The following is a 20449-nucleotide window of genomic DNA, read 5'->3' on the forward strand; positions in this document are numbered from 1 at the left end:
GGCAACGTGACCGAGCAACAGGTAGACGATGAATACCCCGATGACAGCGATTTGTGCATACGAGAGCACATTTCGCTCCGACCACGACGTTGAGTATCGAACTTCAGTTTCTGCGGTAGTCGGAGTCTGGACACGCAGTGAGGCGGACCGTACTACTACTGACGCATCTCGCCCGGAAGTGAATCGCGTAGTGCTTCTGCGTACGTTCGTGAATAGGCACTACTCAGAACGGTAAGAATCGCTACTTAAAGCAGTGCGGTCCTCTACTGAATCGTTGCCCTGACTGGGGAAAGGCGTTGTTCTCGGCGCTCGCGAGAACATCATTGACTATCGGTTTCCGACGTACTTATGGTGATACGGCAGCTGGCGCCATCCGCGATCGTTGAGCGGGACTGCACTCCATGCGAGGCGCCGCAGCACCAGCGTCGGTGCACGGGCAGGAGGCGAAACGAGTGGGCAGCAGGCGGGGGATCGTTCGGGCCGCGATCGCGAGCGCGGCGGCACTTGGCGTGCTGGCGTTCACCGCATCGACCACGGTCGCCGGGTTTCAGTCATCCAGTTATGCGAGAGCAGAACTCGCAACCGAGGTCATGATCTCGGCGTATCCGGTACGTCAAGACATGTCGCCCGGTTCGGCGCTGTATCTGAATCGTTTCGGCGAACTGTACGTCTCGGGGGATCGGCGAAGCGGAAATGGCGCGGGAACTGCAAGCGCCGCACTGAACTTGACTCCCCCAAACCAGGTTGTCTTCCCAGAAGGGGTGCGGATTGTCGATGCGGGCTCATCTGGAAACGATTTCAACTGGGGGCAGCAGACCTTGTTCTCTGCGCTCGACGACCAGGGGCGCGTTTGGACGTGGGGTCAAGCCTGGGGAGGGCACACGCTCATCGGGCGCGGCCCAATCTCCGCTTCCGAGTCTTGGACGCCAGGTCAAGTCACGACAACTGACACCGGTGAGGCGCTGCCCGAGATCATCGATCTCCAGCAGATCGAGAACCAGGTATATGCGTTGGATGTCAGCGGCACGCTGTGGGCGTGGGGTTATGGTGGCGAGAACATGCCGACCCCGACGACCGGCAATAAGCCGCTTCCTTCGCGAGCAAATACGACGACAGCTACGCCGGGCCTTGGTGCCTGCGTCTCCAACAGCACGGGTGATGTCGTCTGGCACACCATCTGGGGCGGCTATGTTTCTGCGGGCGGAGTCGCAACGAACGGCCTGATCTACACCTGGGGCTGGGACAACTCCAATGGGGTGTCCACTACTCAAACGAATCAGGGATGCCCGATTCTCAATCAGGGCGCCAACCAGGTGCTGTTCGAACGATACCCGGAGTGGTATCAGACCGCCGACGGGCTGACATACGACCCATCGGCGTTGCCCACAGAAGCGGAGCGCACCGCGAGGTATCAAGCGATCGTTGAACATCAAGCGGAAGTCACGACGGGTCCATGCGCCCAGCCGATGCGCAAGGAGAACGGGGTGGATGCGAGCGAGTGCCCGGTTCGCCAACTCGGATTCTCCACGCGTGCGCCGCGTCTCCTCCTGCAGAACGGCGACCTGTACACCTGGCTGGTCTCGACGGACACCACGTACGGGTTCTACTTCCTCGGCCGTCCGAGCAGCACGAACCAGGCCGACCCGAACTTCAGAAACCGGCCGGCGCTTGCACTCTCGAATGTCGACACCACCGTTTCGGGAGTGGGATCGATGCAAGCGCTGACCCGAGACGGACTCGTGTATGGCTGGGGTCGCAACAACTTGTGCCAAGCCGTCGGCGAACGGACATCGGGCTCAAACCCCTGCACCAGCAATGTCGCCGCAGATATCGTCACGCTCCCTCGCCTTGTCGGTGGCATACCGGGGGAGGTCCCCATCGCCAGGCTCAGCTCGACGCAGTGTGCTGCGTGGGCCACCTCTGCCGACGGAGCCGTCTGGGGGTGGGGCGGAGGCACAATCGTAGCCACCGGGTGGGTGACCTGCGGCACGGCAGGAGCCACGTACAAGATCCACGACCAGCGGGCCGCAACCGTTTCGACGCCATTCGGAGCTCCCATCACCGCGACGTCCACTGCCACGACACCCGTCCTCAAATAGTCCCACCATGAAATTCTCCAGTCACTCATCACGCGAAAGGCGACACTCATGAACGAAACGCTGCAGTCTTCAGACGCACCCTCTGACGCCCCCACCGAAGCTCCCACCGAACGGCGGCGCGGAAGAAAGCGCCTGATCATCGCGGGCGGCGCACTGATCGGTGTCGGAGCCCTCGCAACAGTCGCCGCATTCACTGATTTTGGCTTGCTGAATCTCGGCGGTGATGGCGGCTTCGGCGGCCCCGATAACGTCTACAACATCCAGGTTTCCGCCGGGCAGGAAGACACGGTTGGAGATGTCGCAAGCTGGATCGAGGCAAATCCCGATGCCGTGGATGTCGTGCCCATTGCAGGCGCTGATTCGCTCATCCCGGGCGGGGCTCCGGTCGACGTGAGCATTCCCGTTCTCAACGCTTCCCCGACGTTCGGCTCGACGTTGGAAGTCTCGATCGAAGACACCACGCCCGTCGACGCCGATGGCGCGCAGGAGACTCGGAACAATGCGTACGCGGCTCTCGTGAGGGTCAGCATTGCGCAAGTGGCGGACGCCTCCACGACGCCGGCGTCGTGGGTCATCGAAGACGCGACGATCTCGGCCGCCAACACGGCACTGGACGCTCTCGCTGCGGAAGCCGGCGTCGTGACCGTCGTCAGGGTCGAGCTGATCGAAGGGGCGACTCAAGAAGAGACGAATGCCGCAAACGGAGGCATGGTCAATCTGCAAGCGCGCTTCGACGGCACTTCCGTGAACTGATCTTCGACAACCACGCAACTCGAATGACTCGAAAGCAGGTGATCCGTGCCTCAGATTCGCTCGCAACGACGTGTCCGTCGTGACATCGCCGGAGCGATCATCGCATGTGCGATCGTCGCCATCGGGTTGCTCCTCGTTGCGGCTACCACGCTGGTCACCGGTGCGGCCGAAACCGGAAGGGTGGGCGGTCGAGCCGTGATCAGGGCAGCGGGAGCTGACGCGTTCGCCGTCCAAGTGACGGGACGCGAAGGCGCAGGGTGGGAGCCCTCTGCATCGGACTGGGTGTTCGCCCGTTCGAACGGATTCGATGTACCCATGGACCTCGAACAAGGATTCGGGCCAGGAGCTTCGCGCGTCTTCACGCTGGGCGTGCGCAACGCGAGTCCTGAACTGCCAGGCATGATCAGCATGGAGATTCTAAACCGGGATCCTGCTGAATCGGCGCTCTTCGATCAGCTTCTCTACACGGTCGAAGTGCGCGGTGAAGTGCTGCTTGACCGGGTTCCCGGAGACGAGCTCGACGCCATGACACCGGTGAACCTCGGGTACTTCGAGTCGGAAGACGCGAAGACCCTCACGATGACGGTCACGATGCCTGAAGATGCCGGCAACGAGTTGCAGCGTGAAACAGCGCGAGTACAGGTGGCGATGAGGGGAGTTTCGCAATGAAGCGCCCGATACGGCTGGCGGCTGTCTTGCTCGGCATCGGCTCGGTGTTCCTGATCGGCACGACGGCGGCCGCATTCACACAAACGCTCCAGGCGAACGGGTCGCTCGCTGGTTCAGTCGCAGTCGCTCAGGGGACAGATCCCGCTGATCACTACGGGGATCCAGCGCAGCCCAATATCGTCGCGGAAGTCACCCCCGACTCTCGCGGGATTGCGACGCTCTATGACGATCAGCGTGCATACCCGACTCGTCCTACGGCGAGCTTCACGGTCCAGGCCGCGTTGCTCGAAGGATCAGCTCCTGCAGATCTGCGCGCGATGCTGAGCGCCCCCGAGGGCGAGGCAGCCTGGATCGCGCCAAATCTGCGATTCGGAATCGAGGTCGATGGCGTGAATCAGGATCCAGACGGCATTCCCCGAAGCATGCAGCAGGTCAACGACGCAAATGGCATCCACATCGGTACGCGCGAGGCCGGCGCTCCCGCGTCGCAGATCCTGATCAAGGTGTGGCTCGCACCCGATGCACCTCAGGCTGCCTACGGCCAGCAGGTGCCGGTGGACGTCACGATCATCGGGGAGACGACCGCCGGCACGACCTTCGAACTGGAGATGACGCTGCAATGAGACCGTGTCGCATCGCTCTCAGCGCGGTCATCGCTCTTGCGCTGAGCTGTGCCGTCGCCTCTCCGGTGCTCGCCGCCGGGGTGCTCGAGCCAGTGGGGCCCACGAGCGTGGAAGTTCGTGTGGCAGGGCCCGGTCACGGCGTCGCATGGGACATGTCTGCGCGAAACGTCGCCAGCGCAAGGATCACGCCGACGCTCCGGGTCACGGAAGTGACTGGCACCATCTTCGAGGGGCCGAATCCTGCGACTCTCGAGCTGAGAACTGACGACGATGTCTTGTACACCGGGAACGCCGAGAGCCTCGTCGGTGAGGTCTTCGAGGTCGGGGACGTTGCCGACGACGAGGTCGTGTCAGTATCCGCATCGGTGCACCTGCCTGCCGAGGCCGGAGATGAGTATCGCACCGCGACAGGGGTAGTGAACTGGGAGTACGCAGCATTCGCCCCAGAACCTCCGGCGGCTCTGCCGCCCGCCCAGCCCGGTCAACCCGGCGCGCCCGAGCAGCCGAGGCTTCCGATGACCGGCGCGTCAAGCCCAGCAGCGATCGCTGCGTGGGGGATCGCGATCGGACTCGCCGGCGTGCTGCTCTCGTGTGCAGCGCGACGCCCACTCAAGAAACGAAATGACTCATGAGCGCAACTCGGATGACCTTGCACCGGGATCGTGCGCGGCCCACGCACCGGGTGTCGAGCAGCACTTGGGCACTGATGCTCATGATCATCGGGGCGCTGACGGCCAGTGGTGCGGTGGTCGGCTCGACGGTAGCCGCCTTCTCCGACCGAGCTGAGCTCGGAATCACCGCCGAGACTCAGTTCGATGCGCTGCTCATCCACGGTGACGAGACCGTGACGGGGTTCGGCACCGATGGTATCGACGCTGCACTCACGGGGGACGAACCCTATGTCCCGGGAGCCACCGCGATGGCCACGCTGCGCGTCGGCAACAACAGCTCTCGAGTGCCACTGACACTCGCCTCTACGGTGTCCGGAGAGGGCGACCTCAGTGAGGCGACGCGAATTTCGGCCACGGTCACTCGCGAGGACGGCGGCGTCGAGACCGTGCTCGGAAACCCGGATTCCCCCGCCGACGGCGTGCCGCTGAATGATGCGGCGACAGCGGATTTGGTACTCGCCGCTCGTGATGCGCCGCCGCTGCTCGACGGAGAGACCTGGTCTGGGCCCGACGGGAGCGCCGCGACGCTCCGTGTCTACGTGCATGTGCTCGACCTCCCCGAACTCCGAGATCGTGAAAGCGGTGCGTTGGATCTGTCGATTGCGTTGACCGCCATTTCGGGAGCGTGACACGGCGATGAGCGACGCAGCAGAGGCCAGGGGTGGCATGAGAGTCTTTCGGATCGTTCGTTCGATTCTGTTCAGTATCGGCGCGGTCGCAGGGGCAGGATCGATTCTGCTGGTAATCGCGACGCTCGCATTCGGTCTCCGTCCGCTCGTCGTGATCTCCGGGTCGATGGAGCCAGGGATTCCCACTGGCTCGCTGATTCTCACGCGCACGGTTCCCGCTGCCGACCTGGAGATCGGTGACGTGGTGACGGTGCCGCGCCCCGACGGTCGCGGCCCCGTCACCCATCGAGTCGTCGAGACTGAAATGACGGAGCAGGGACCAGTCACACTGGAGCTGCAGGGCGACGCCAATGCCGCGAAAGACCCGCAACCCTATGTGGTGAACGAAGCCGGTCTGCTCCAACTCACGGTACCGGGGCTCGGGGTCGTCGTGCAGGGACTGCGAAGCCCGCTCGGTATTGCGGGGGTCGGCACGGTTCTTGTTGGGCTCGTGCTGCTCTACTTCGTCCAGCCCACCGGAGCGAGCCCGAAGCCCGAGCGAACTCGTGCGCTCGCCACGGACGCTGAAATACAACAGGTGTCAGTGCGCCCACTCACGGGCCCCGACGGAAGCGAGACGAATCGATGAACGCTCAGCCCCAAACGTTTCGACGGCGAGTGTCATCCGGGCTGCTTGGCGTCACTATAACGACGGCGTTCATCGCCGGGATTGGGGCGCCGGCCATGGCCGCGGCGCCGATTCCGATCTGGACGCCGGTGATTCAGCAGGAGTTCTACTGGAATCACATCGGCACCGTCGACGCAGGAACGGCTCCGCTCTCCGAGACCCTGCCGTCGTCAGGCGACCTCGACTATTCGCAGGCCCATTTCGCAGGGATGACTCCCGATAGTTATGCGGGTGTTCGCATGGGGTTCGACAATGACACGAAGTACTCGCTCGCTGTGCGCCCCGTCGAAGCCGTGGTCGGCGGTGACATCGCTCCATATATCAACGCCTACTTCGACGCCTCGTGGGCGGACGCGGAGGGGCACGCGAAAGACCGCGTGCTCGCCGCGGGTGAAGGAGTTCCGGCCACGACTCAGATTGTCGGCATGCCGTACACGGTCGGCAATGAAGCGCGGGGCCTCGAAGGAACATTCGGGTGGAGCTGGCAGATCTACGCCGTCCCCATCACGGTCGACGACTCTGGCTACACCACGACCTCCGGGCAGCCGGTCACGATCACGGACTGGAAGGCGAACGACACCCTCGCTCCCGCAGAGCTGCTCGATACGATCTCCTTCTCGCTCGGCGAGAGCGACCCTGCTGCGGGCGCCTGGGAACTCGACGACACCGGAGCGATCACGTTCACGCCGGCGGACGGCTTCGTCGGGATCGCTTCCGTCGCGTACACGGCCTCAGGGATCGGCGGATACAGCTCGACGTCGACGATCAGCGTCGACGTGCAGGCGGATCCGGTCGGCGAGCCGCCCGTCGCCCGCGATGACCGCGCCGAAACGGTCTCGGGCACGCCGGTCACCGTCGCCGTGCTCGACAACGACTCGGAGATCGACGCTGAGGCAGAGGTGACGATCATCGAACCGGACGATGCCCAAGGCGACTGGGTCGTGGAACCGTCGCGTGCCGTGACGTTCACGCCAGCGAGTGCATTCGTCGGCGCTGCTGAGGCGACGTACCGGGTGGAGAACCCCGATGGACAGTTCTCGACGGCGATCATCACGATCGATGTCGCCGGGCCGGGCATCCCCGTGCCCGACCCTGGAGCCCCGGTCGATCCGGCGCCCGTGCCGCCCGGCGCTCCCGGCGAACCCGCGCCGCCCGTGCAGCCCAGTCCCGCTCCCGAAGGCCGGCCCGCGGCGTCGGGTACCCCTGCCGGTGCGGGTGTCGCGCACACCCAGCTCGCACGTACGGGAGCCGCTGACCCTTCGGCAGGCGCGATGTTCGGAGGCGGCCTGCTCCTCCTCGGCGCGATCGGTGTCGCAGCCGCAGCTCGCCTGCGTGTTCGCCGATAGCCCGTCCGGCGACTCGGAGCGCTCCTAGTCAGGAGTTCGTGCTGTCAGACGGAGCGCCGCCCACAACTCGGCGCGCGTATCGGGGGAGTCCAGGTCGACCTGCAGGAGCTGGGCTGCCGTCTGCACGCGAGAGCGGAGCGTATGGCGGTGCACCCCGAGTTCGGTGGACGCGGCGCTCGTCTGCCCATGGTGGGCGAGCCAGCCGGTCAAGGCCTCCTCGATGCGATCGTCGTGCCGCAGGTCGTGATGCCGCACGGGAGCGAGCAGCAGTTCCGCTCGCTGCTTCGCCTCTGGGAGCCCGTCGAGCAGGTGGATCACGCCCTCGTGGGTGGCGGGCGAATACTCGACCGGTGCACGTACGGCGGTCGTGGCAGAGCGTTCGAGCGCGAGTTCCGCCTGCATCAACCCCTCGCGCAGATTCTCGAGGGCGACGCGGTCGGAGATGCCGGCTCCGAGCCCGTGTGCGGTGAAGAGGCGCCGGATCGCGGGAAGATGGCGCGACTCTGCCACGATGAGCGGAGCCGCGTGCGTCGTCGCCGTGAAGAGGCCGGGGCTCCCGGCGTCGAGCGACTGCAGATCTTCCGCGAAGGTCGGGTCGAGGCGATCCGGCATCGCATATCGCACCACGACGACGGGTCCTCGGGGAAACCGTGTCAGCGCATCGGTCGAGAGGCGTTCGGCCAGGGGAAGCTGCTCGGCGAGCAGCAGTTCGACGATGGCATCGCGGAGCACCGCCTGCGCCGAGCGGATCCCGCTGCGGTGCTCCAGCTGGACGGTGGCGAGGGCGGCGACGAGCCCGTGCAAGGCACGTTCGGCGATGTCTGGCACTCCGCGTTCTTCGATGGCCAGCACGCCGAGCACATGCCCCTGGCGGCCCAGCGTTTGGAGCTGCATTCCCGTGCCGGATTCCGTTTCGATGCGCCCGGCGCTCACCCCGCGCTCGATGAGTCGGCGGGCTTCCCGGCGCACCCATTCGACCGGGAGATCGGGCCGCGCGCGCTCGGGCGCGAATTCGACGACCCGCCCGAAGCGATCGGTGACGCAGACCCAGTGCCCGAGTCGTGACGCGGCTTCTCGCACGGCTGCGCCGAGGCCGTCGCGATGCAGGGACGCGTTTGCGACGGCTCGCTGCGACTCGAGTGACCAGATGTCGCGATCGCGGGTCTTCGCCTCGAGGAGGCGGGCGGCCGTCTGCACGATCTCGATGAACGCAGTGTCGTACGGCACCCTGAAGAGTGGCAGGTCGAGTCGGTCGCAGGCTGAGACCACGAGTGCCGGCACCCGGTCCCAGTGCAGCCCGACGGCGACGCCGAGTGCCGTCACGCCGGCGTCGATGAGGCGCTGGACGTAGTCGCCCGCGTCGGCATCGGTGCGCATCGAGCCGAAGCGTGCGCCGGTCGTGAGCAGCACGGTTCGCGGCGTCAGGAATGGCGCGGGGTCCTCGAGCTCACTGACGTGCACCCACTGCACGGGACGACTCGAGGCTGCGCGGCTCGCTCCCGCGATGAGCGCGAGCTCCAGCTGGTACTGGTGCAGCAGCTCGCCCAACTCGATGGTCGGCCCCTGCACCGCTTGCACAGACACCGGGAGGGTGGGCGCGGTGCGCGCACCGGAAGTCGATTGGGGCGTGATTTCCATGGCTGCTCCGCATCCGCCCCTGCCGGAGTGGCGAAACTTACGGGGCTTGAACTCCATTCTGGCAGATTGGGAAACGAGGTGCAGGCCGTAGGCTGTTCCCGAATCACCCTGAACCCGTGGACGCGGGTTCTCTCGAGACTCATAAGGAGAATCAGTCATGACAGCAGTCACCGGCGGTCCCTCGCTTCCGCAGGAGCGCAAGCTCGTCACCAGCATCCCCGGCCCCAAGTCGCAGGAGCTCCTCGCACGCAAGAACGCGGCAGTCGCCTCCGGCGTCGGCGTAGCACTGCCAGTTTCCATCGTCGCAGCGGGCGGCGGCGTCATGGTTGACGTCGACGGCAACTCCCTGATCGACCTCGGCTCCGGAATCGCCGTGACCGGCGTCGGCAACTCGGCGCCCGCCGTCGTCGAAGCCGTGACCAACCAGGTCCAGCAGTTCACGCACACCTGCTTCACCGTGACCCCCTACGAGGGGTACGTCGCAGTGGCCGAGAAGCTCAACGAAGTGACCCCTGGCGACCATGAGAAGCGCTCAGCACTCTTCAACTCGGGCGCAGAAGCCGTCGAGAACGCGATCAAGATCGCGCGCCACTACACGAAGAAGAACGCTGTCGTCGTCTTCGATCACGCGTACCACGGTCGCACCAACCTGACCATGGGCATGACCGCGAAGAACATCCCGTACAAGGACGGCTTCGGTCCGTTCGCTCCAGAGGTGTACCGCGTGCCGACGTCGTACCCGTTCCGTGACGGCCTCTCGGGCGCCGACGCCGCGTCGGTCGCGCTGAGCCAGATCGAGAAGCAGGTCGGTGCCGGCAACCTCGCCGCGATCATCATCGAGCCCATCCAGGGCGAGGGCGGCTTCATCGCTCCGGCCGAGGGATTCCTTCCCGCGCTGCAGGAGTGGGCGACCGCGAACAACGTCGTCTTCATCCTCGACGAGGTGCAGACCGGCTTCGCCCGCACCGGCGACCTCTTCGCCGCGAACCACGAAGGCGTCGTGCCCGATCTCGTCACCACGGCGAAGGGCATCGCCGGCGGCCTGCCGCTGTCGGCTGTGACCGGCCGCGCCGAGATCATGGATTCGGCGCACGCGGGCGGCCTCGGCGGCACCTACGCCGGCAGCCCGATCGCCTGCGCCGCGGCACTCGCGACGATCGACACCTACGAGCGCGAGAACCTCACCGAGCGCGCCCGCGAGATCGGCGCGATCATCGACGACTTCTTCGGCGAACTGCAGAAGTCCGATGACCGCATCGGCGACATCCGCGGACGCGGTGCGATGAAGGCCATCGAGCTCGTCGAGTCGGGTTCGCAGAAGCCCGCAGCCGCGCTCACCGGCGCGATCGCCAAGGCGGCAGGCGAGCAGGCAGTGGTCGTGCTCACCTGCGGCACCTTCGGAAACGTCATCCGCTTCCTCCCGCCGCTCTCGATCTCCGACGAGCTGCTGCGCGAAGGCCTGCAGGTCGTCGCCGATGCTCTCGCAGCGAACTGACGCGCGCACACTCCGATCCAGAATTCTCTGAAAGGACACCGAATATGGCTTTGAAGCCCAACGAGCAGGATCTGCTCGACCGTGTCGCCTCCGGCCTCGGCATCGGCGGCACCTGGGAGCCGTCGACCTCCGGTGCGACGCTCGATGTGCACGACCCGGCCACCGGCGCCGTCATCAAGTCGATCGCCGACGCGACGGTCGAGGACGCGGTTCGCGCGCTCGACGCCGCCGTCGATGCTCAGGCCGAGTGGGCGGCGACCTCGAGTCGCGAACGCTCGAACATTCTGCGTCGCGCATTCGACCTGCTGATGGAGCGCAAGGAGGAGTTCGCGCTTCTCATGAGCATGGAGATGGGTAAGCCCATCGCCGAAGCTCGCGGCGAGGTCGTCTACGGCGGCGAGTTCCTCCGCTGGTTCTCGGAAGAGGCCGTGCGGGTTCCGGGCGACTACCGCCAGAACCCCGAGGGCACCGGCACGATGATCGTCTCGCAGATGCCGGTCGGCCCCTGCTACTTCATCACGCCCTGGAACTTCCCGCTCGCGATGGCCACCCGCAAGATCGCTCCCGCGCTTGCCGCGGGCTGCACGGTCGTCATCAAGCCGGCGGCGCTCACCCCGCTGACCACGATCTTCTTCGCACAGCTCCTCGAAGAGGCCGGCCTTCCGGCGGGCGTCGTGAACGTGGTCGCCACCTCGAAGTCGAGCGCTCAGTCGAGCGCCCTGCTCTCCGATCCGCGTCTGCGCAAGCTCTCCTTCACCGGTTCGACGCCGGTCGGTGTGAAGCTGCTCCAGGCAGCGGCGCAGAACGTGCTGCGCACCTCGATGGAGCTCGGCGGCAACGCCCCGTTCATCGTCTTCGAGGATGCGGATCTCGATAAGGCCGTCGAAGGGGCGATGCTCGCGAAGTTCCGCAACATCGGCCAGGCCTGCACCGCCGCGAACCGCATCATCGTGCACGAGTCCGTCGCCGACGAGTTCGCGCGTCGCGTCGGCGAGAAGGTCGCCGCGATGACCATCGGGCGCGGTGCAGACGAGGGCAACGACATCGGCGCGCTCGTCGAGGAGAAGGCCGTGACGAACACGGCGCGTCTCGTCGCGGACGCCGTGGAGACCGGGGCGAAGATCGTCACCGGCGGCGAAGCCGTCGATGGGCCGGGACACTTCTTCCAGCCCACGGTGATCGACCACATCAGCCCGCAGGCTGCGATCATGCGCGAGGAGATCTTCGGGCCGGTGCTCGGCATCATCCGCTTCTCCACGGAGGAGGAGGCGGTCGAGATCGCCAACAACACCGAGTACGGTCTCGTGAGCTACGTGTTCACCGAGAACATCGGTCGCGGTCACCGCATGATCGAGAAGCTCGAAACCGGCATGATGGGCCTGAACACCGGCCTCGTCTCGAACGCTGCGGCGCCCTTCGGCGGCGTGAAGCAGTCGGGCATCGGCCGTGAGGGCGGGTTCGAGGGCATCCACGAGTTCCTCTCGTCGAAGTACACCCTCCTGCCGCGCTCCTGAGCGTCGGCGAAGTCCGGTGAACGGGCCCGGGATCGCGAGATCCCGGGCCCGTTCCTGTTTCCCGGCCCGTGATTCCCCGCTGATTCAGACGCTGGTGGCGACGTCCGGCGTCGCGCAGCGAATGCCTCGTTGCACGGTGCCCGTGCGGAGCCCGCGCCCGAGCGGAGCGGGATCGCCTGCGGGAGGCGATGCCCCGACCGGTGAGTTCGCTACAGCGCGGGCTCCGCCCACCACAGTGCGGTCTCGCCGTAGCGCTTCTCGCGAATGGGCTGAATGCCTGAGGGCCAGGTCGGTTCCGGCGTGCGCGTGCTGCGTTCGACGAGCACCGCGGCTCCCTCGGCGAGCAGCGGCGCGAGCGCGCTGAGCACGTCGGAGATCTCCGTCTCCGAATGGTCGTAGGGCGGATCGATCATCACCACGTCCCACGTCGGGGTCACGGATCGCTCGCCCTCGGAAGCCAGAAACGTCTGCACCGACTGGCGCACGACATCAATTCGAGGCGCTGCAGTGGACGCCGGCGAGAATGCGCCGAGTACCGTGCGCGTGTTGCGCTTCGCGATCTCAGCGGCCTGCGGGTGCTTCTCGACGAGTGTGACGGTCGCGGCGCCGCGGCTTGCCGCTTCGAGCCCGAGCGCGCCGGATCCGGCGTAGAGATCGAGCACCCGCACCCCCTCGATGAGGTCCCACGACGTCAGCGTGGAGAAGATCGCCTCGCGCACACGGTCGCTCGTCGGGCGCGTGCCCGACTTCGGAACCTCGAGACGCAGGGAACCGGCTGCTCCGGAGATGATTCTCGTCACAGGTTCGAGCGTAGCGCGTCGGCGGTCGGCGATACGCTGGGTGCATGACTCGCGCGACCCTCGACACGCCTCTCGTCGGAGTCGTGGGCGACCGAACTGCGAAGCCGCTCGAGCGGGCATTCGGCATGCGCACCGTCGGCGACCTGCTCTATCACTTTCCGCGGCGGTACTCTCGCCGGGGTGAGCTGACTCCGTTGAACGACCTGCCTGTGGGGGAGCCGATCGCAGTGGTGGCGCAGGTGCTCGACGTGCGCGAGCGCCAGATGCAGCGCCGCAACGGCAAATTGCTCGAGGTGCGCATCACCGACGGCACGGGCACCCTGACCCTCACCTTCTTCAACCAGCAGTGGCGAGGGCGTGAGCTCTTGCCGGGCAAACGCGGACTGTTCGCAGGCAAGGTGAGTGAGTATCGCAACCAGCTGCAGCTGCAGCATCCCGAGTACGAGCTCTTCGAGAATCGCGAGGATGCTCCCGGCGGCGACCAGCTCGACGAGGCGGCCGCGAAGGCATGGTCGGAGACGCCCGTGCCGATCTATCCGGCCACGTCGCAGCTGCCGACGTGGACCCTGCAGCGCGCAGTCGAACTGGCACTCGACGCCCTCGGAGACGTACCGGATCCGCTTCCCGACCAGGTCAGGGAATCTGAAGGCATCGAGCGACTCGGCCGGGCGTTCGAGCACATCCACCGCCCCCAGCACGACGCCGACTGGCGGGCCGCGCGAGACAGCTTCCGCTTTCGCGAGGCGTTCGAGCTGCAGCTCGCGCTGCTCGATCGGAGGCGACGCGCCGGACTGGAGTCAAGCACGCCGCGACTGGCGGGCACCGATGGCGGCCCTCTGGCGAGATTCGACGCAGCGCTGCCGTTCGAGCTGACCGGCGATCAGCGGCGTGCGGGGGCGACGATCTCAGCCGAGCTCGCCGAGCCGCATCCGATGCATCGGCTGCTGCAGGGAGAGGTCGGATCGGGGAAGACGCTCGTCGCGCTTCGAGCCATGCTCCAGGTCGCGGAGGGGGACGGGCAGAGCGCGCTGCTCGCGCCGACCGAGGTGCTCGCGGCGCAGCACTTCCGCTCGATCGTCGAGGCCCTCGGCCCCGCACTCACCGAAGAGCTGAGGCCCGTGCTGCTCACGGGACGGATGCCGGCGGCGGAGCGGAAGCGTGTACTCCTCGCGCTGGTGTCGGGGGCCTCGCGGATCGCCGTCGGCACCCATGCACTGATCAGCGAAGGGGTGACGTTCCTCGATCTCGGGCTGATCGTCGTCGACGAACAGCATCGGTTCGGTGTCGAGCAGCGCGAAGCGCTGCGCCAGAAGGGCGCCCAGCCGCACGTCCTGGCGATGACGGCCACGCCGATTCCGCGAACGGTCGCGCTCACCGCATTCGGGGATCTGGAGGTCACGACGATCCGGGAGCTGCCGCCCGGGCGCCAGGGGATCTCCACGTTCGCGGTGCCAGAGATCGAGATGCCCAATCGTGCCGCGCGCGTCTGGGCGCGTTCGGGCGAGGACCTGGCTGCAGGACGCCAGATCTATGTCGTCTGCCCCGCCATCGCCCCCGGTGAGGTCGAGGCAGGTGCGGAGGAGCCGGACCGCGGTGACGCGGCCGGAGGCGACGGACGCGCTCCGGAGACGGCTGACACCCGTCGTCTCGCGAACGTCGAGGAGACCGTCGAAGAACTGCGCCGGCACCCCGCGTTCGCGGGGGTCGTGATCGCCGGCCTGCACGGAGGTATGGCGCCCGACGAGAAGGACCGAGTGATGCGGGGCTTCGCGTCGGGCGCCATCGGGGTGCTCGTGGCGACCACGGTGATCGAGGTCGGCGTGAACGTGCCGAACGCGTCGATCATGATCGTCCGAGACGCCGACCGGTTCGGTATCTCCCAATTGCACCAGTTGCGCGGCCGCGTGGGTCGAGGCGAGCACGCCGGCCTCTGCCTCCTGATGACCACCGCTGAGGCCGGCACGGTAGCGCGGGAGCGCATCGATGCGGTCGCTGCAACCTCAGACGGATTCGCGCTCGCAGAGATCGATCTCGAACTGCGGCGCGAGGGCGACATCCTTGGGACGGCCCAGTCCGGCGGGCGATCGACGCTCCGACTGCTCCGGGTTGCAGAGCACGGCCCGCTCATCGCGCACGCGCGGGAGGTGGCCGGCGAACTGCTCGCCCGCGATCCCGAACTCACGGGGGCACCCGGCCTGGCCGAACTGATCGCCAAAGATCAGGAAGCGGGCCTGCTCGACAACCTCGCGAAGTCGTAGCGAGCAAGGCGCGCCCCGCGCCGACCGCCTGCGCGACGCTGCGGGCGCCCGGTACTCGGGTACCACGACGGGCGGCACCTGCGATGGATGTGCGCGCGAGGCGTCGAACCTACCGTTGAAGCAACGCCGGAAGTTCGGCAGCAGCAGAAACGGAGACATCATGATCGAAGCGCGCGGACTCACGAAGCAGTACGGCAGCACAACGGCGGTCGACGACGTCAGCTTCAGCATCGCACCGGGGCAGGTCACCGGCTTTCTCGGGCCGAACGGCGCCGGCAAGTCGACGAGCATGCGGTTGATGGTCGGACTCGACCGGCCGACGTCGGGCACCGTCACGGTGAACGGCGCGAAATACGCCGACACGGCAGCCCCACTCGCCGAGGTCGGGGCACTGCTCGACGCGAAGGGCGTGCACCCGGGACGGAGCGCGCGAAGCCATCTCCGCGCTCTTGCAGCAACGCACGGAATCCCGGACACCCGCGTCTCGGAAGTGCTCGAGCAGACGGGTCTCTCAGCGGTCGCCAACCGGCGTGTCGGCGGCTTCTCGCTCGGCATGGGCCAGCGCCTGGGCATCGCAGCGGCGCTGCTCGGCGATCCGCAGATCCTGATACTCGACGAGCCGGTCAACGGTCTCGATCCGGACGGGGTGCTCTGGGTGCGGCAACTGCTGCGTCATCTCGCATCAGAAGGGCGCACGGTGCTGCTCTCGAGTCACCTCATGAGCGAGATGGCGCAAACCGCCGACCACGTGATCGTGCTCGGTCGGGGGCGCGTCGTCGCTGACGCGCCGATCGCCGAGTTCATCGGGGGAGTTCGGAGCGGGAGCGTGACCGTGCGCAGCCCGCAGGCCACGAAGCTTGCATCGTTGCTCATGAACTCGCACCGGGAGGGGGCCGTGCTCGAACCACTCGGCGACGAGGGCTTCAGCGCTCGCGGCTTCACCGCCGCCGACATCGGATCGGTAGCCGCGGCGTACCAGATCGAGCTCCACGAACTGAGCCCGCAGACGGCGAGCCTCGAGGAGGCCTACCTGGAACTCACGCGCGGCGAGGTCGAGTACACCGCCTCATGAGGATGCCGGCCGAGCCCGCCCCCGGCGCTCACTCCACACTTCGATGACACCTCGACACAGAAACGAGACACCCATGACTTCCACCATCGTGATCGACGCCGGTTCGGCGCCATCGCAACCGCCAGCACGACCGCGCACGCCAGGCGGCGCGAGATCGGCAGGCGTCACCTTCGCCGGGGTGCTTCGCTCTGAGCGCATCAAACTGACATCGCTCCGAAGCATCAAGCTCACGCTGATCATCACGGTGGTGGTCGGCATCGGGTTGAGCGCCGCGATCGCTCTTCTCTTCAGCAACGAGATGCGGTCGGCCGCCGGTGGCTCGGAAGGCGCCGCATTCGGTGCCGGCGCCAGCGACCTGCAGTTCTATCTCCTTGTCGTCTCGACCTTCGCAGCACCGTTTCTCGCGCTGATCTTCGGAGTGCTCGGGGTGTTCGCGATCTCGAGCGAGTACTCGAGCGGCATGATTCTCTCGACGCTCACCGCGGTGCCGAAGCGCACCCCTGTGTTTCTCGGGAAAGCGATCGTGCTCGCCGGGGTCTCGGCGCTCACGGCGCTGGTGCTCGTCGCAGGCGGCCTCGCCGTCGCACTGATCTGCTACCCGGCGAGCGCGGCGCAGCTCGGCAGTTCCATGGTGGTCTCCGGGGTGCTCGGAACGGTCGCCTACCTTGTGCTGATCTCACTGTTCGCCTTCGGCGTCTCGGTGCTGCTGCGCTCGACCGCCGGCGGCATCGCGGTTGTGGCAGGGGTGACGTTCGTTCTGCCGATCGTGTTCCAGGTGCTGACCATGACCGGCTGGGCGTGGGTCACCACCGTCAGCGAGTACCTCCCGGCGCAGCTGGGCACCGTGATGTCGCGCGGCATCGTCGACGTCGCCAGCGGCCCGACATTCTGGGTCGCCACGCTCGCGATGATCGTCTGGGTCGCTGCCGTCGTGCTTCCTGCCGTCGGCGTCTTCAAGCGTCGGGACGCTCACTGACCGAGAGCGATGCGGGAGGCGGGCCAGTACAGTGAACGGTATGACGCCGGACGCCGAGGTGCGCCTCCCTCGCCCGCCCGGAGTGATCCGGCGGGCCTTCGCCGCGCACCCCCGCGCAGTCGACATCACGATCGTCGTCTGGTATTTCATCGGCAGCGCTCTGGGGATCAGCCTGGACATCGCCGCTTCAGCGACCTGGGACGAGGCGACGGGCTCCAGCACGTGGGCGGGCGTACCCGAGCACCTCACCTGGCCGTGGGTGCTCATCGCCGCGGCCCGCATCCTCCTCATCGCCGCGACGCTGCTGTACCGACGCCGGTTCCCGCTGCTCGGCCTCATCGTCATCGTGGTCGTCACGTTCGGAGAACAGGGGATGCAGAGCCTCGCAAACGGCGTGGCTCTCATGTTCCTGCTCTACGCGGTGCCGGTCTATCGCAGCGTCGCCGCCGGGTGGGTCGCCTACGGCATCGCCGTCGGCGGGGCACTGCTGCAGTCCGCACTGTCGTTCTGGCGCGGTACCACCGAGTTCGAGACCACGAGCCCGGCGAACCTCATCGCGGCCGACACCGGCGCAGTGCAGAGCATCGGCGAGCTGGTCACGCTGTCGGTCGTGAGCGCGATGTGGCTCCTGGCGATCCTCATGCTCGGAATCAACCTCGGCAACCGCCGCAGATACATCGCCGCGGTCATCGATCGGGCGCACCAACTGGTGCGCGAACGCGACCAGCTCGCGCAACTCGCCGTCGCGGAAGAGCGTTCGCGCATCGCTCGCGAGATGCACGACATCGTCGCCCACTCCGTGTCCGTGATGATCGCCCTCTCGGAAGGCGCGGCGCGCGCATCGGAGCGCGCGCCCGAGGCCGCAGCCGACGCGATGCGGCGCAGCGCCGAGACCGGGCGCACCGCGCTCGCCGAGATGCGACGACTGCTCGGTGCGCTGCATTCCACTGGTGAGCAGGCCGACCTCCTCCCGCAGCCCGGCGTCGAAGACCTTCCGCAGCTCGTCGACGGGTTCGTGGATGCCGGGCTCGCGGTGACGCTGCAGGTCACCGGCGAGGCGGCCGGCGACCGTGGGCAGGATCTCGCGGTCTACCGAGTGGTGCAGGAGGGGCTCACCAACGTGCTGCGGTATGCGGGAACCGGTGCGCGCGTCCGCGTGCAGGTGCAGCGCGACACCGATCGCACCACCGTGCTGGTGCGCGACTTCGGCCCGGCGCCCGGTGAGCCGCAACCGGTGGCCGGCCTCGGGTCGGGGCGCGGCCTCGCGGGGCTCGCCGAACGAGCCAGAGTATTCGGTGGCAAGATCGAATCGGGCCCGGTGGCGAGCAGCGAAGGCGGAGGATGGCGGTTGTGGGCCGTCCTTCCGGTGAGCGCCGCCGCCAGCGGAGCCGACGGATCCGCAGGGCCCCCGCCGCCGATGCAGGCCGGCCCGTCACCCGCACCGCCACGAGAGGAGCGCCGATGAGCGCAGAGGACATCCGAGTCATGCTGGTCGACGATCAAGAACTGATCCGCACCGGCTTCAAGCTGGTGCTGCTGGGGGAGCCGGGCATCGACGTGATCGCTGAGGCGGCAGACGGAGCGGCTGCGCTCGAACAGCTCGAGGCACTCGGAACGAACGGCTGCGACCTCGTGCTCATGGATGTGCGGATGCCGGGAATGAACGGCATCGATGCGACCGCTGAGATCGTGCGCCGGTTCCCCGATGTCCGCGTCGTCGTGCTCACCACGTTCGACCTCGACGAGTACGCGACCGGTGCGATCCAGGCGGGGGCGAGCGGTTTCCTATTGAAGGACGCGCGCCCGACGGAACTGATCGACGCGATCCGCAGGGTCGCTGCGGGGGACGCGGCGATGGCGCCGAGCGTCACCCGTCGGCTGCTCGATCAACTGCGCACGGGCGGAGGTGCCGGGCTCGGTGCGGGAGAAACCGCAGACCTTCCGGCGCGCGACACGGCCCTCGAAGCGCTCACGGATCGAGAGCTCGACGTCTTGCGTCTCATCGCGGAGGGCAAGAACAACGCGGAGATCAGCGCCGAGCTGTACCTCTCGGAGTCCACGGTGAAGACCCACGTCGGCCGAGTCCTCGCCAAACTGCAGTTGCGCGATCGCGTGCACGCAGTGATCTTCGCCAAGCAGCACGGGCTCTGAACGCGCTCAGCCGCCGAATTCCACTCGGAGCATCGTGCCTCGCCGATGCCCCTCGCCGATCACACAGGGAGACCCTCGTGAGCACGTCCCCATACCGCCTCTTCCATGTCGTCGTAGCCTCGGCGACGCGGCCTTCGCCCGGGTTCGTGCGCGTGGTGCTGACCGGGGAGGGTCTCGAACGCTTCGGATACGTGGGCACGGATCAGCGCGTCAAGCTGCTGCTGCCGAACCGGCGAGGTGCAATTGCGCCGCTCGAAGACGGCGACGGGTGGTACCAGTCCTGGTGCGCCCTCGACGACGACGAGCGGCCGCCGATGCGCACGTACACCCCGAGAGCGTTCTCGCACGACGAATCGGGTGCGAGGCTGACCATTGATTTCGCGCGCCACGGGGAGAACCCGGGGCCCGCCTCGGCCTGGGCGGAAGCGGCGGCCGTCGGAGATGCGCTCGTGATCCTCGGCCCCGACGCCGAGCATGGGGCGCCGAGTGCGGCGGTCGGGTGGATTCCTCCGCGCGACGCGCGCCGTTTCCTGATCGTGGGCGACGATACTGCGCTCCCAGCAATCGCAGGCATCCTCGAATCGCTCGACGACGATGCCTGCGCCCGAGTGATTCTCGAGGTCGCCCATGCTTCCGACGCGTCGCTGCTCCAAGCCGGTGCGATGCGGGCAGCGGGGCGACTGGAGCTCGTGGTGCTCGAGCGCGATGATGCGGATCGCGGAGCCGCTCTCGTGGCAGCGGTGCGCGCGCTCGACACGGTGTTTCCCGGTTTGCCAGCAGATGCGCTGGGGAAGCGCGTCGACGGCGGCGGAACACGCGGGCGCGAACTGCAGGAGATCGATGTGGATCGCGAGATCCTCTGGGAGGTGCCGGGCATGGACGCCGCCACCGGAGCGCGGATCCCGATCGATGAGCGGCGCTCCGATGGCTACGCGTGGCTCGCCGGAGAGGCGGGCGCCATCAAACTGATCCGGCGCCACCTCGTCGCCGAGCGCGGCATAGACCGCCAATCCGTGGCTTTCATGGGGTACTGGCGTCGCGGGCGTGCCGAGAACTGATCGACGGCCGGCCCTCCGTATCGGTGCATT

The 20449-nt window shown here is 67.1% G+C and carries 18 protein-coding genes; 16 read left to right on the plus strand and 2 right to left on the minus strand.

What is annotated here, in order from left to right; genetic code table 11:
• The first annotated feature begins 509 nt into the window (after window positions 1–509).
• From JSQ98_RS02150 to JSQ98_RS02185, 8 genes are all read left to right on the plus strand, one after another.
• On the plus strand, window positions 510–2099 hold the full coding sequence (locus JSQ98_RS02150; RefSeq protein WP_211648176.1) for an RCC1 domain-containing protein: 1590 nt from the start codon (window positions 510–512) through the stop codon (window positions 2097–2099).
• Between the two features lie 48 nt (window positions 2100–2147).
• Window positions 2148–2852 (plus strand): hypothetical protein, encoded by a 705-nt coding sequence (locus JSQ98_RS02155; RefSeq protein ID WP_211648178.1) that lies wholly within the window; start codon window positions 2148–2150, stop codon window positions 2850–2852.
• 45 nt (window positions 2853–2897) lie between these two features.
• Window positions 2898–3521, plus strand: coding sequence for a hypothetical protein (locus JSQ98_RS02160; RefSeq protein ID WP_211648179.1), 624 nt, complete (start codon window positions 2898–2900; stop codon window positions 3519–3521).
• On the plus strand, window positions 3518–4144 hold the full coding sequence (locus JSQ98_RS02165) for a hypothetical protein (RefSeq protein WP_211648180.1): 627 nt from the start codon (window positions 3518–3520) through the stop codon (window positions 4142–4144). Before JSQ98_RS02160 ends, JSQ98_RS02165 begins: the two co-directional genes overlap by 4 nt.
• A 152-nt stretch (window positions 4145–4296) precedes the next feature.
• Window positions 4297–4776, plus strand: coding sequence for a hypothetical protein (locus tag JSQ98_RS02170; protein ID WP_211648181.1), 480 nt, complete (start codon window positions 4297–4299; stop codon window positions 4774–4776).
• The gene (locus tag JSQ98_RS02175) at window positions 4773–5444 is read left to right on the plus strand and encodes a hypothetical protein (RefSeq protein WP_211648182.1); all 672 of its coding nucleotides are present in this window, start codon (window positions 4773–4775) and stop codon (window positions 5442–5444) included. The genes JSQ98_RS02170 and JSQ98_RS02175 overlap by 4 nt, the downstream gene beginning before the upstream one ends.
• Before the next feature lie 7 nt (window positions 5445–5451).
• A complete protein-coding gene (locus tag JSQ98_RS02180) occupies window positions 5452–6072 on the plus strand; it encodes a signal peptidase I (RefSeq protein ID WP_211648183.1) in 621 nt (206 codons plus the stop codon).
• A 95-nt stretch (window positions 6073–6167) separates the two neighbouring features.
• A complete protein-coding gene (locus tag JSQ98_RS02185; RefSeq protein ID WP_211648184.1) occupies window positions 6168–7457 on the plus strand; it encodes an Ig-like domain-containing protein in 1290 nt (429 codons plus the stop codon).
• Between the two features lie 24 nt (window positions 7458–7481).
• Here JSQ98_RS02185 and JSQ98_RS02190 read toward each other — a convergent pair whose 3' ends face one another.
• Window positions 7482–9095, minus strand: coding sequence for a PucR family transcriptional regulator (locus JSQ98_RS02190; protein ID WP_249290695.1), 1614 nt, complete (start codon window positions 9093–9095; stop codon window positions 7482–7484).
• Window positions 9096–9252: 157 nt separating this feature from the next.
• Here JSQ98_RS02190 and gabT point away from each other — a divergent pair, with 157 nt between their 5' ends.
• Both gabT and JSQ98_RS02200 read left to right on the plus strand, forming a co-directional pair.
• The gene (gene gabT, locus JSQ98_RS02195) at window positions 9253–10590 is read left to right on the plus strand and encodes a 4-aminobutyrate--2-oxoglutarate transaminase (RefSeq protein ID WP_090148393.1); all 1338 of its coding nucleotides are present in this window, start codon (window positions 9253–9255) and stop codon (window positions 10588–10590) included.
• A 44-nt stretch (window positions 10591–10634) separates the two neighbouring features.
• Window positions 10635–12104: an NAD-dependent succinate-semialdehyde dehydrogenase gene (locus JSQ98_RS02200; protein WP_090148395.1), complete on the plus strand. Its 1470-nt coding sequence runs from the start codon at window positions 10635–10637 to the stop codon at window positions 12102–12104.
• Between the two features lie 209 nt (window positions 12105–12313).
• On the opposite strand, the gene rsmD is transcribed toward JSQ98_RS02200, so the two are convergent.
• Window positions 12314–12904, minus strand: a complete 591-nt coding sequence (rsmD, locus tag JSQ98_RS02205; RefSeq protein ID WP_211648185.1) for a 16S rRNA (guanine(966)-N(2))-methyltransferase RsmD — start codon at window positions 12902–12904, stop codon at window positions 12314–12316.
• A 44-nt stretch (window positions 12905–12948) separates the two neighbouring features.
• On the opposite strand from rsmD, the gene JSQ98_RS02210 reads away from it, so the two are divergent.
• The 6 genes from JSQ98_RS02210 to JSQ98_RS02235 all read left to right on the plus strand — a co-directional run bounded on the left by JSQ98_RS02210 (window position 12949) and on the right by JSQ98_RS02235 (window position 20419).
• On the plus strand, window positions 12949–15162 hold the full coding sequence (locus JSQ98_RS02210; protein ID WP_211648187.1) for an ATP-dependent DNA helicase RecG: 2214 nt from the start codon (window positions 12949–12951) through the stop codon (window positions 15160–15162).
• A gap of 160 nt (window positions 15163–15322) precedes the next feature.
• Window positions 15323–16234 carry an ABC transporter ATP-binding protein gene (locus JSQ98_RS02215; RefSeq protein ID WP_090148401.1) on the plus strand — a complete coding sequence of 304 codons (912 nt, stop codon included), beginning with the start codon at window positions 15323–15325 and terminating at the stop codon, window positions 16232–16234.
• A 73-nt stretch (window positions 16235–16307) separates the two neighbouring features.
• A complete protein-coding gene (locus JSQ98_RS02220; RefSeq protein ID WP_090148403.1) occupies window positions 16308–17210 on the plus strand; it encodes an ABC transporter permease in 903 nt (300 codons plus the stop codon).
• Between the two features lie 40 nt (window positions 17211–17250).
• A complete protein-coding gene (locus tag JSQ98_RS02225; protein ID WP_249290696.1) occupies window positions 17251–18675 on the plus strand; it encodes a sensor histidine kinase in 1425 nt (474 codons plus the stop codon).
• Entirely contained in the window at window positions 18672–19361 is a 690-nt protein-coding gene (locus JSQ98_RS02230) for a response regulator (RefSeq protein WP_200329194.1), read from the plus strand. The genes JSQ98_RS02225 and JSQ98_RS02230 overlap by 4 nt, the downstream gene beginning before the upstream one ends.
• A 77-nt stretch (window positions 19362–19438) precedes the next feature.
• Complete coding sequence (locus JSQ98_RS02235) at window positions 19439–20419, plus strand: siderophore-interacting protein (protein WP_211648188.1); 981 nt, start codon at window positions 19439–19441, stop codon at window positions 20417–20419.
• Window positions 20420–20449 lie beyond the last annotated feature (30 nt).

This window comes from Leucobacter manosquensis, assembly GCF_018304845.1.
In the GTDB taxonomy this organism is placed as follows: domain Bacteria; phylum Actinomycetota; class Actinomycetes; order Actinomycetales; family Microbacteriaceae; genus Leucobacter; species Leucobacter alluvii.

Bases quoted from the DNA above. Each gene is read 5' to 3' on its own strand.
- JSQ98_RS02170 (WP_211648181.1), top strand. From the start codon at position 4,297: ATGTCTGCGCGAAACGTCGCCAGCGCAAGGATCACGCCGACGCTCCGG.
- gabT (WP_090148393.1), top strand. From the start codon at position 9,253: ATGACAGCAGTCACCGGCGGTCCCTCGCTTCCGCAGGAGCGCAAGCTC.
- JSQ98_RS02165 (WP_211648180.1), top strand. From the start codon at position 3,518: ATGAAGCGCCCGATACGGCTGGCGGCTGTCTTGCTCGGCATCGGCTCG.
- JSQ98_RS02225 (WP_249290696.1), top strand. From the start codon at position 17,251: ATGACGCCGGACGCCGAGGTGCGCCTCCCTCGCCCGCCCGGAGTGATC.
- JSQ98_RS02220 (WP_090148403.1), top strand. From the start codon at position 16,308: ATGACTTCCACCATCGTGATCGACGCCGGTTCGGCGCCATCGCAACCG.
- JSQ98_RS02210 (WP_211648187.1), top strand. From the start codon at position 12,949: ATGACTCGCGCGACCCTCGACACGCCTCTCGTCGGAGTCGTGGGCGAC.
- JSQ98_RS02200 (WP_090148395.1), top strand. From the start codon at position 10,635: ATGGCTTTGAAGCCCAACGAGCAGGATCTGCTCGACCGTGTCGCCTCC.
- JSQ98_RS02230 (WP_200329194.1), top strand. From the start codon at position 18,672: ATGAGCGCAGAGGACATCCGAGTCATGCTGGTCGACGATCAAGAACTG.
- JSQ98_RS02180 (WP_211648183.1), top strand. From the start codon at position 5,452: ATGAGCGACGCAGCAGAGGCCAGGGGTGGCATGAGAGTCTTTCGGATC.
- JSQ98_RS02185 (WP_211648184.1), top strand. From the start codon at position 6,168: ATGGCCGCGGCGCCGATTCCGATCTGGACGCCGGTGATTCAGCAGGAG.
- JSQ98_RS02155 (WP_211648178.1), top strand. From the start codon at position 2,148: ATGAACGAAACGCTGCAGTCTTCAGACGCACCCTCTGACGCCCCCACC.
- JSQ98_RS02190 (WP_249290695.1), bottom strand. From the start codon at position 9,095: ATGGAAATCACGCCCCAATCGACTTCCGGTGCGCGCACCGCGCCCACC.
- JSQ98_RS02215 (WP_090148401.1), top strand. From the start codon at position 15,323: ATGATCGAAGCGCGCGGACTCACGAAGCAGTACGGCAGCACAACGGCG.
- JSQ98_RS02175 (WP_211648182.1), top strand. From the start codon at position 4,773: ATGAGCGCAACTCGGATGACCTTGCACCGGGATCGTGCGCGGCCCACG.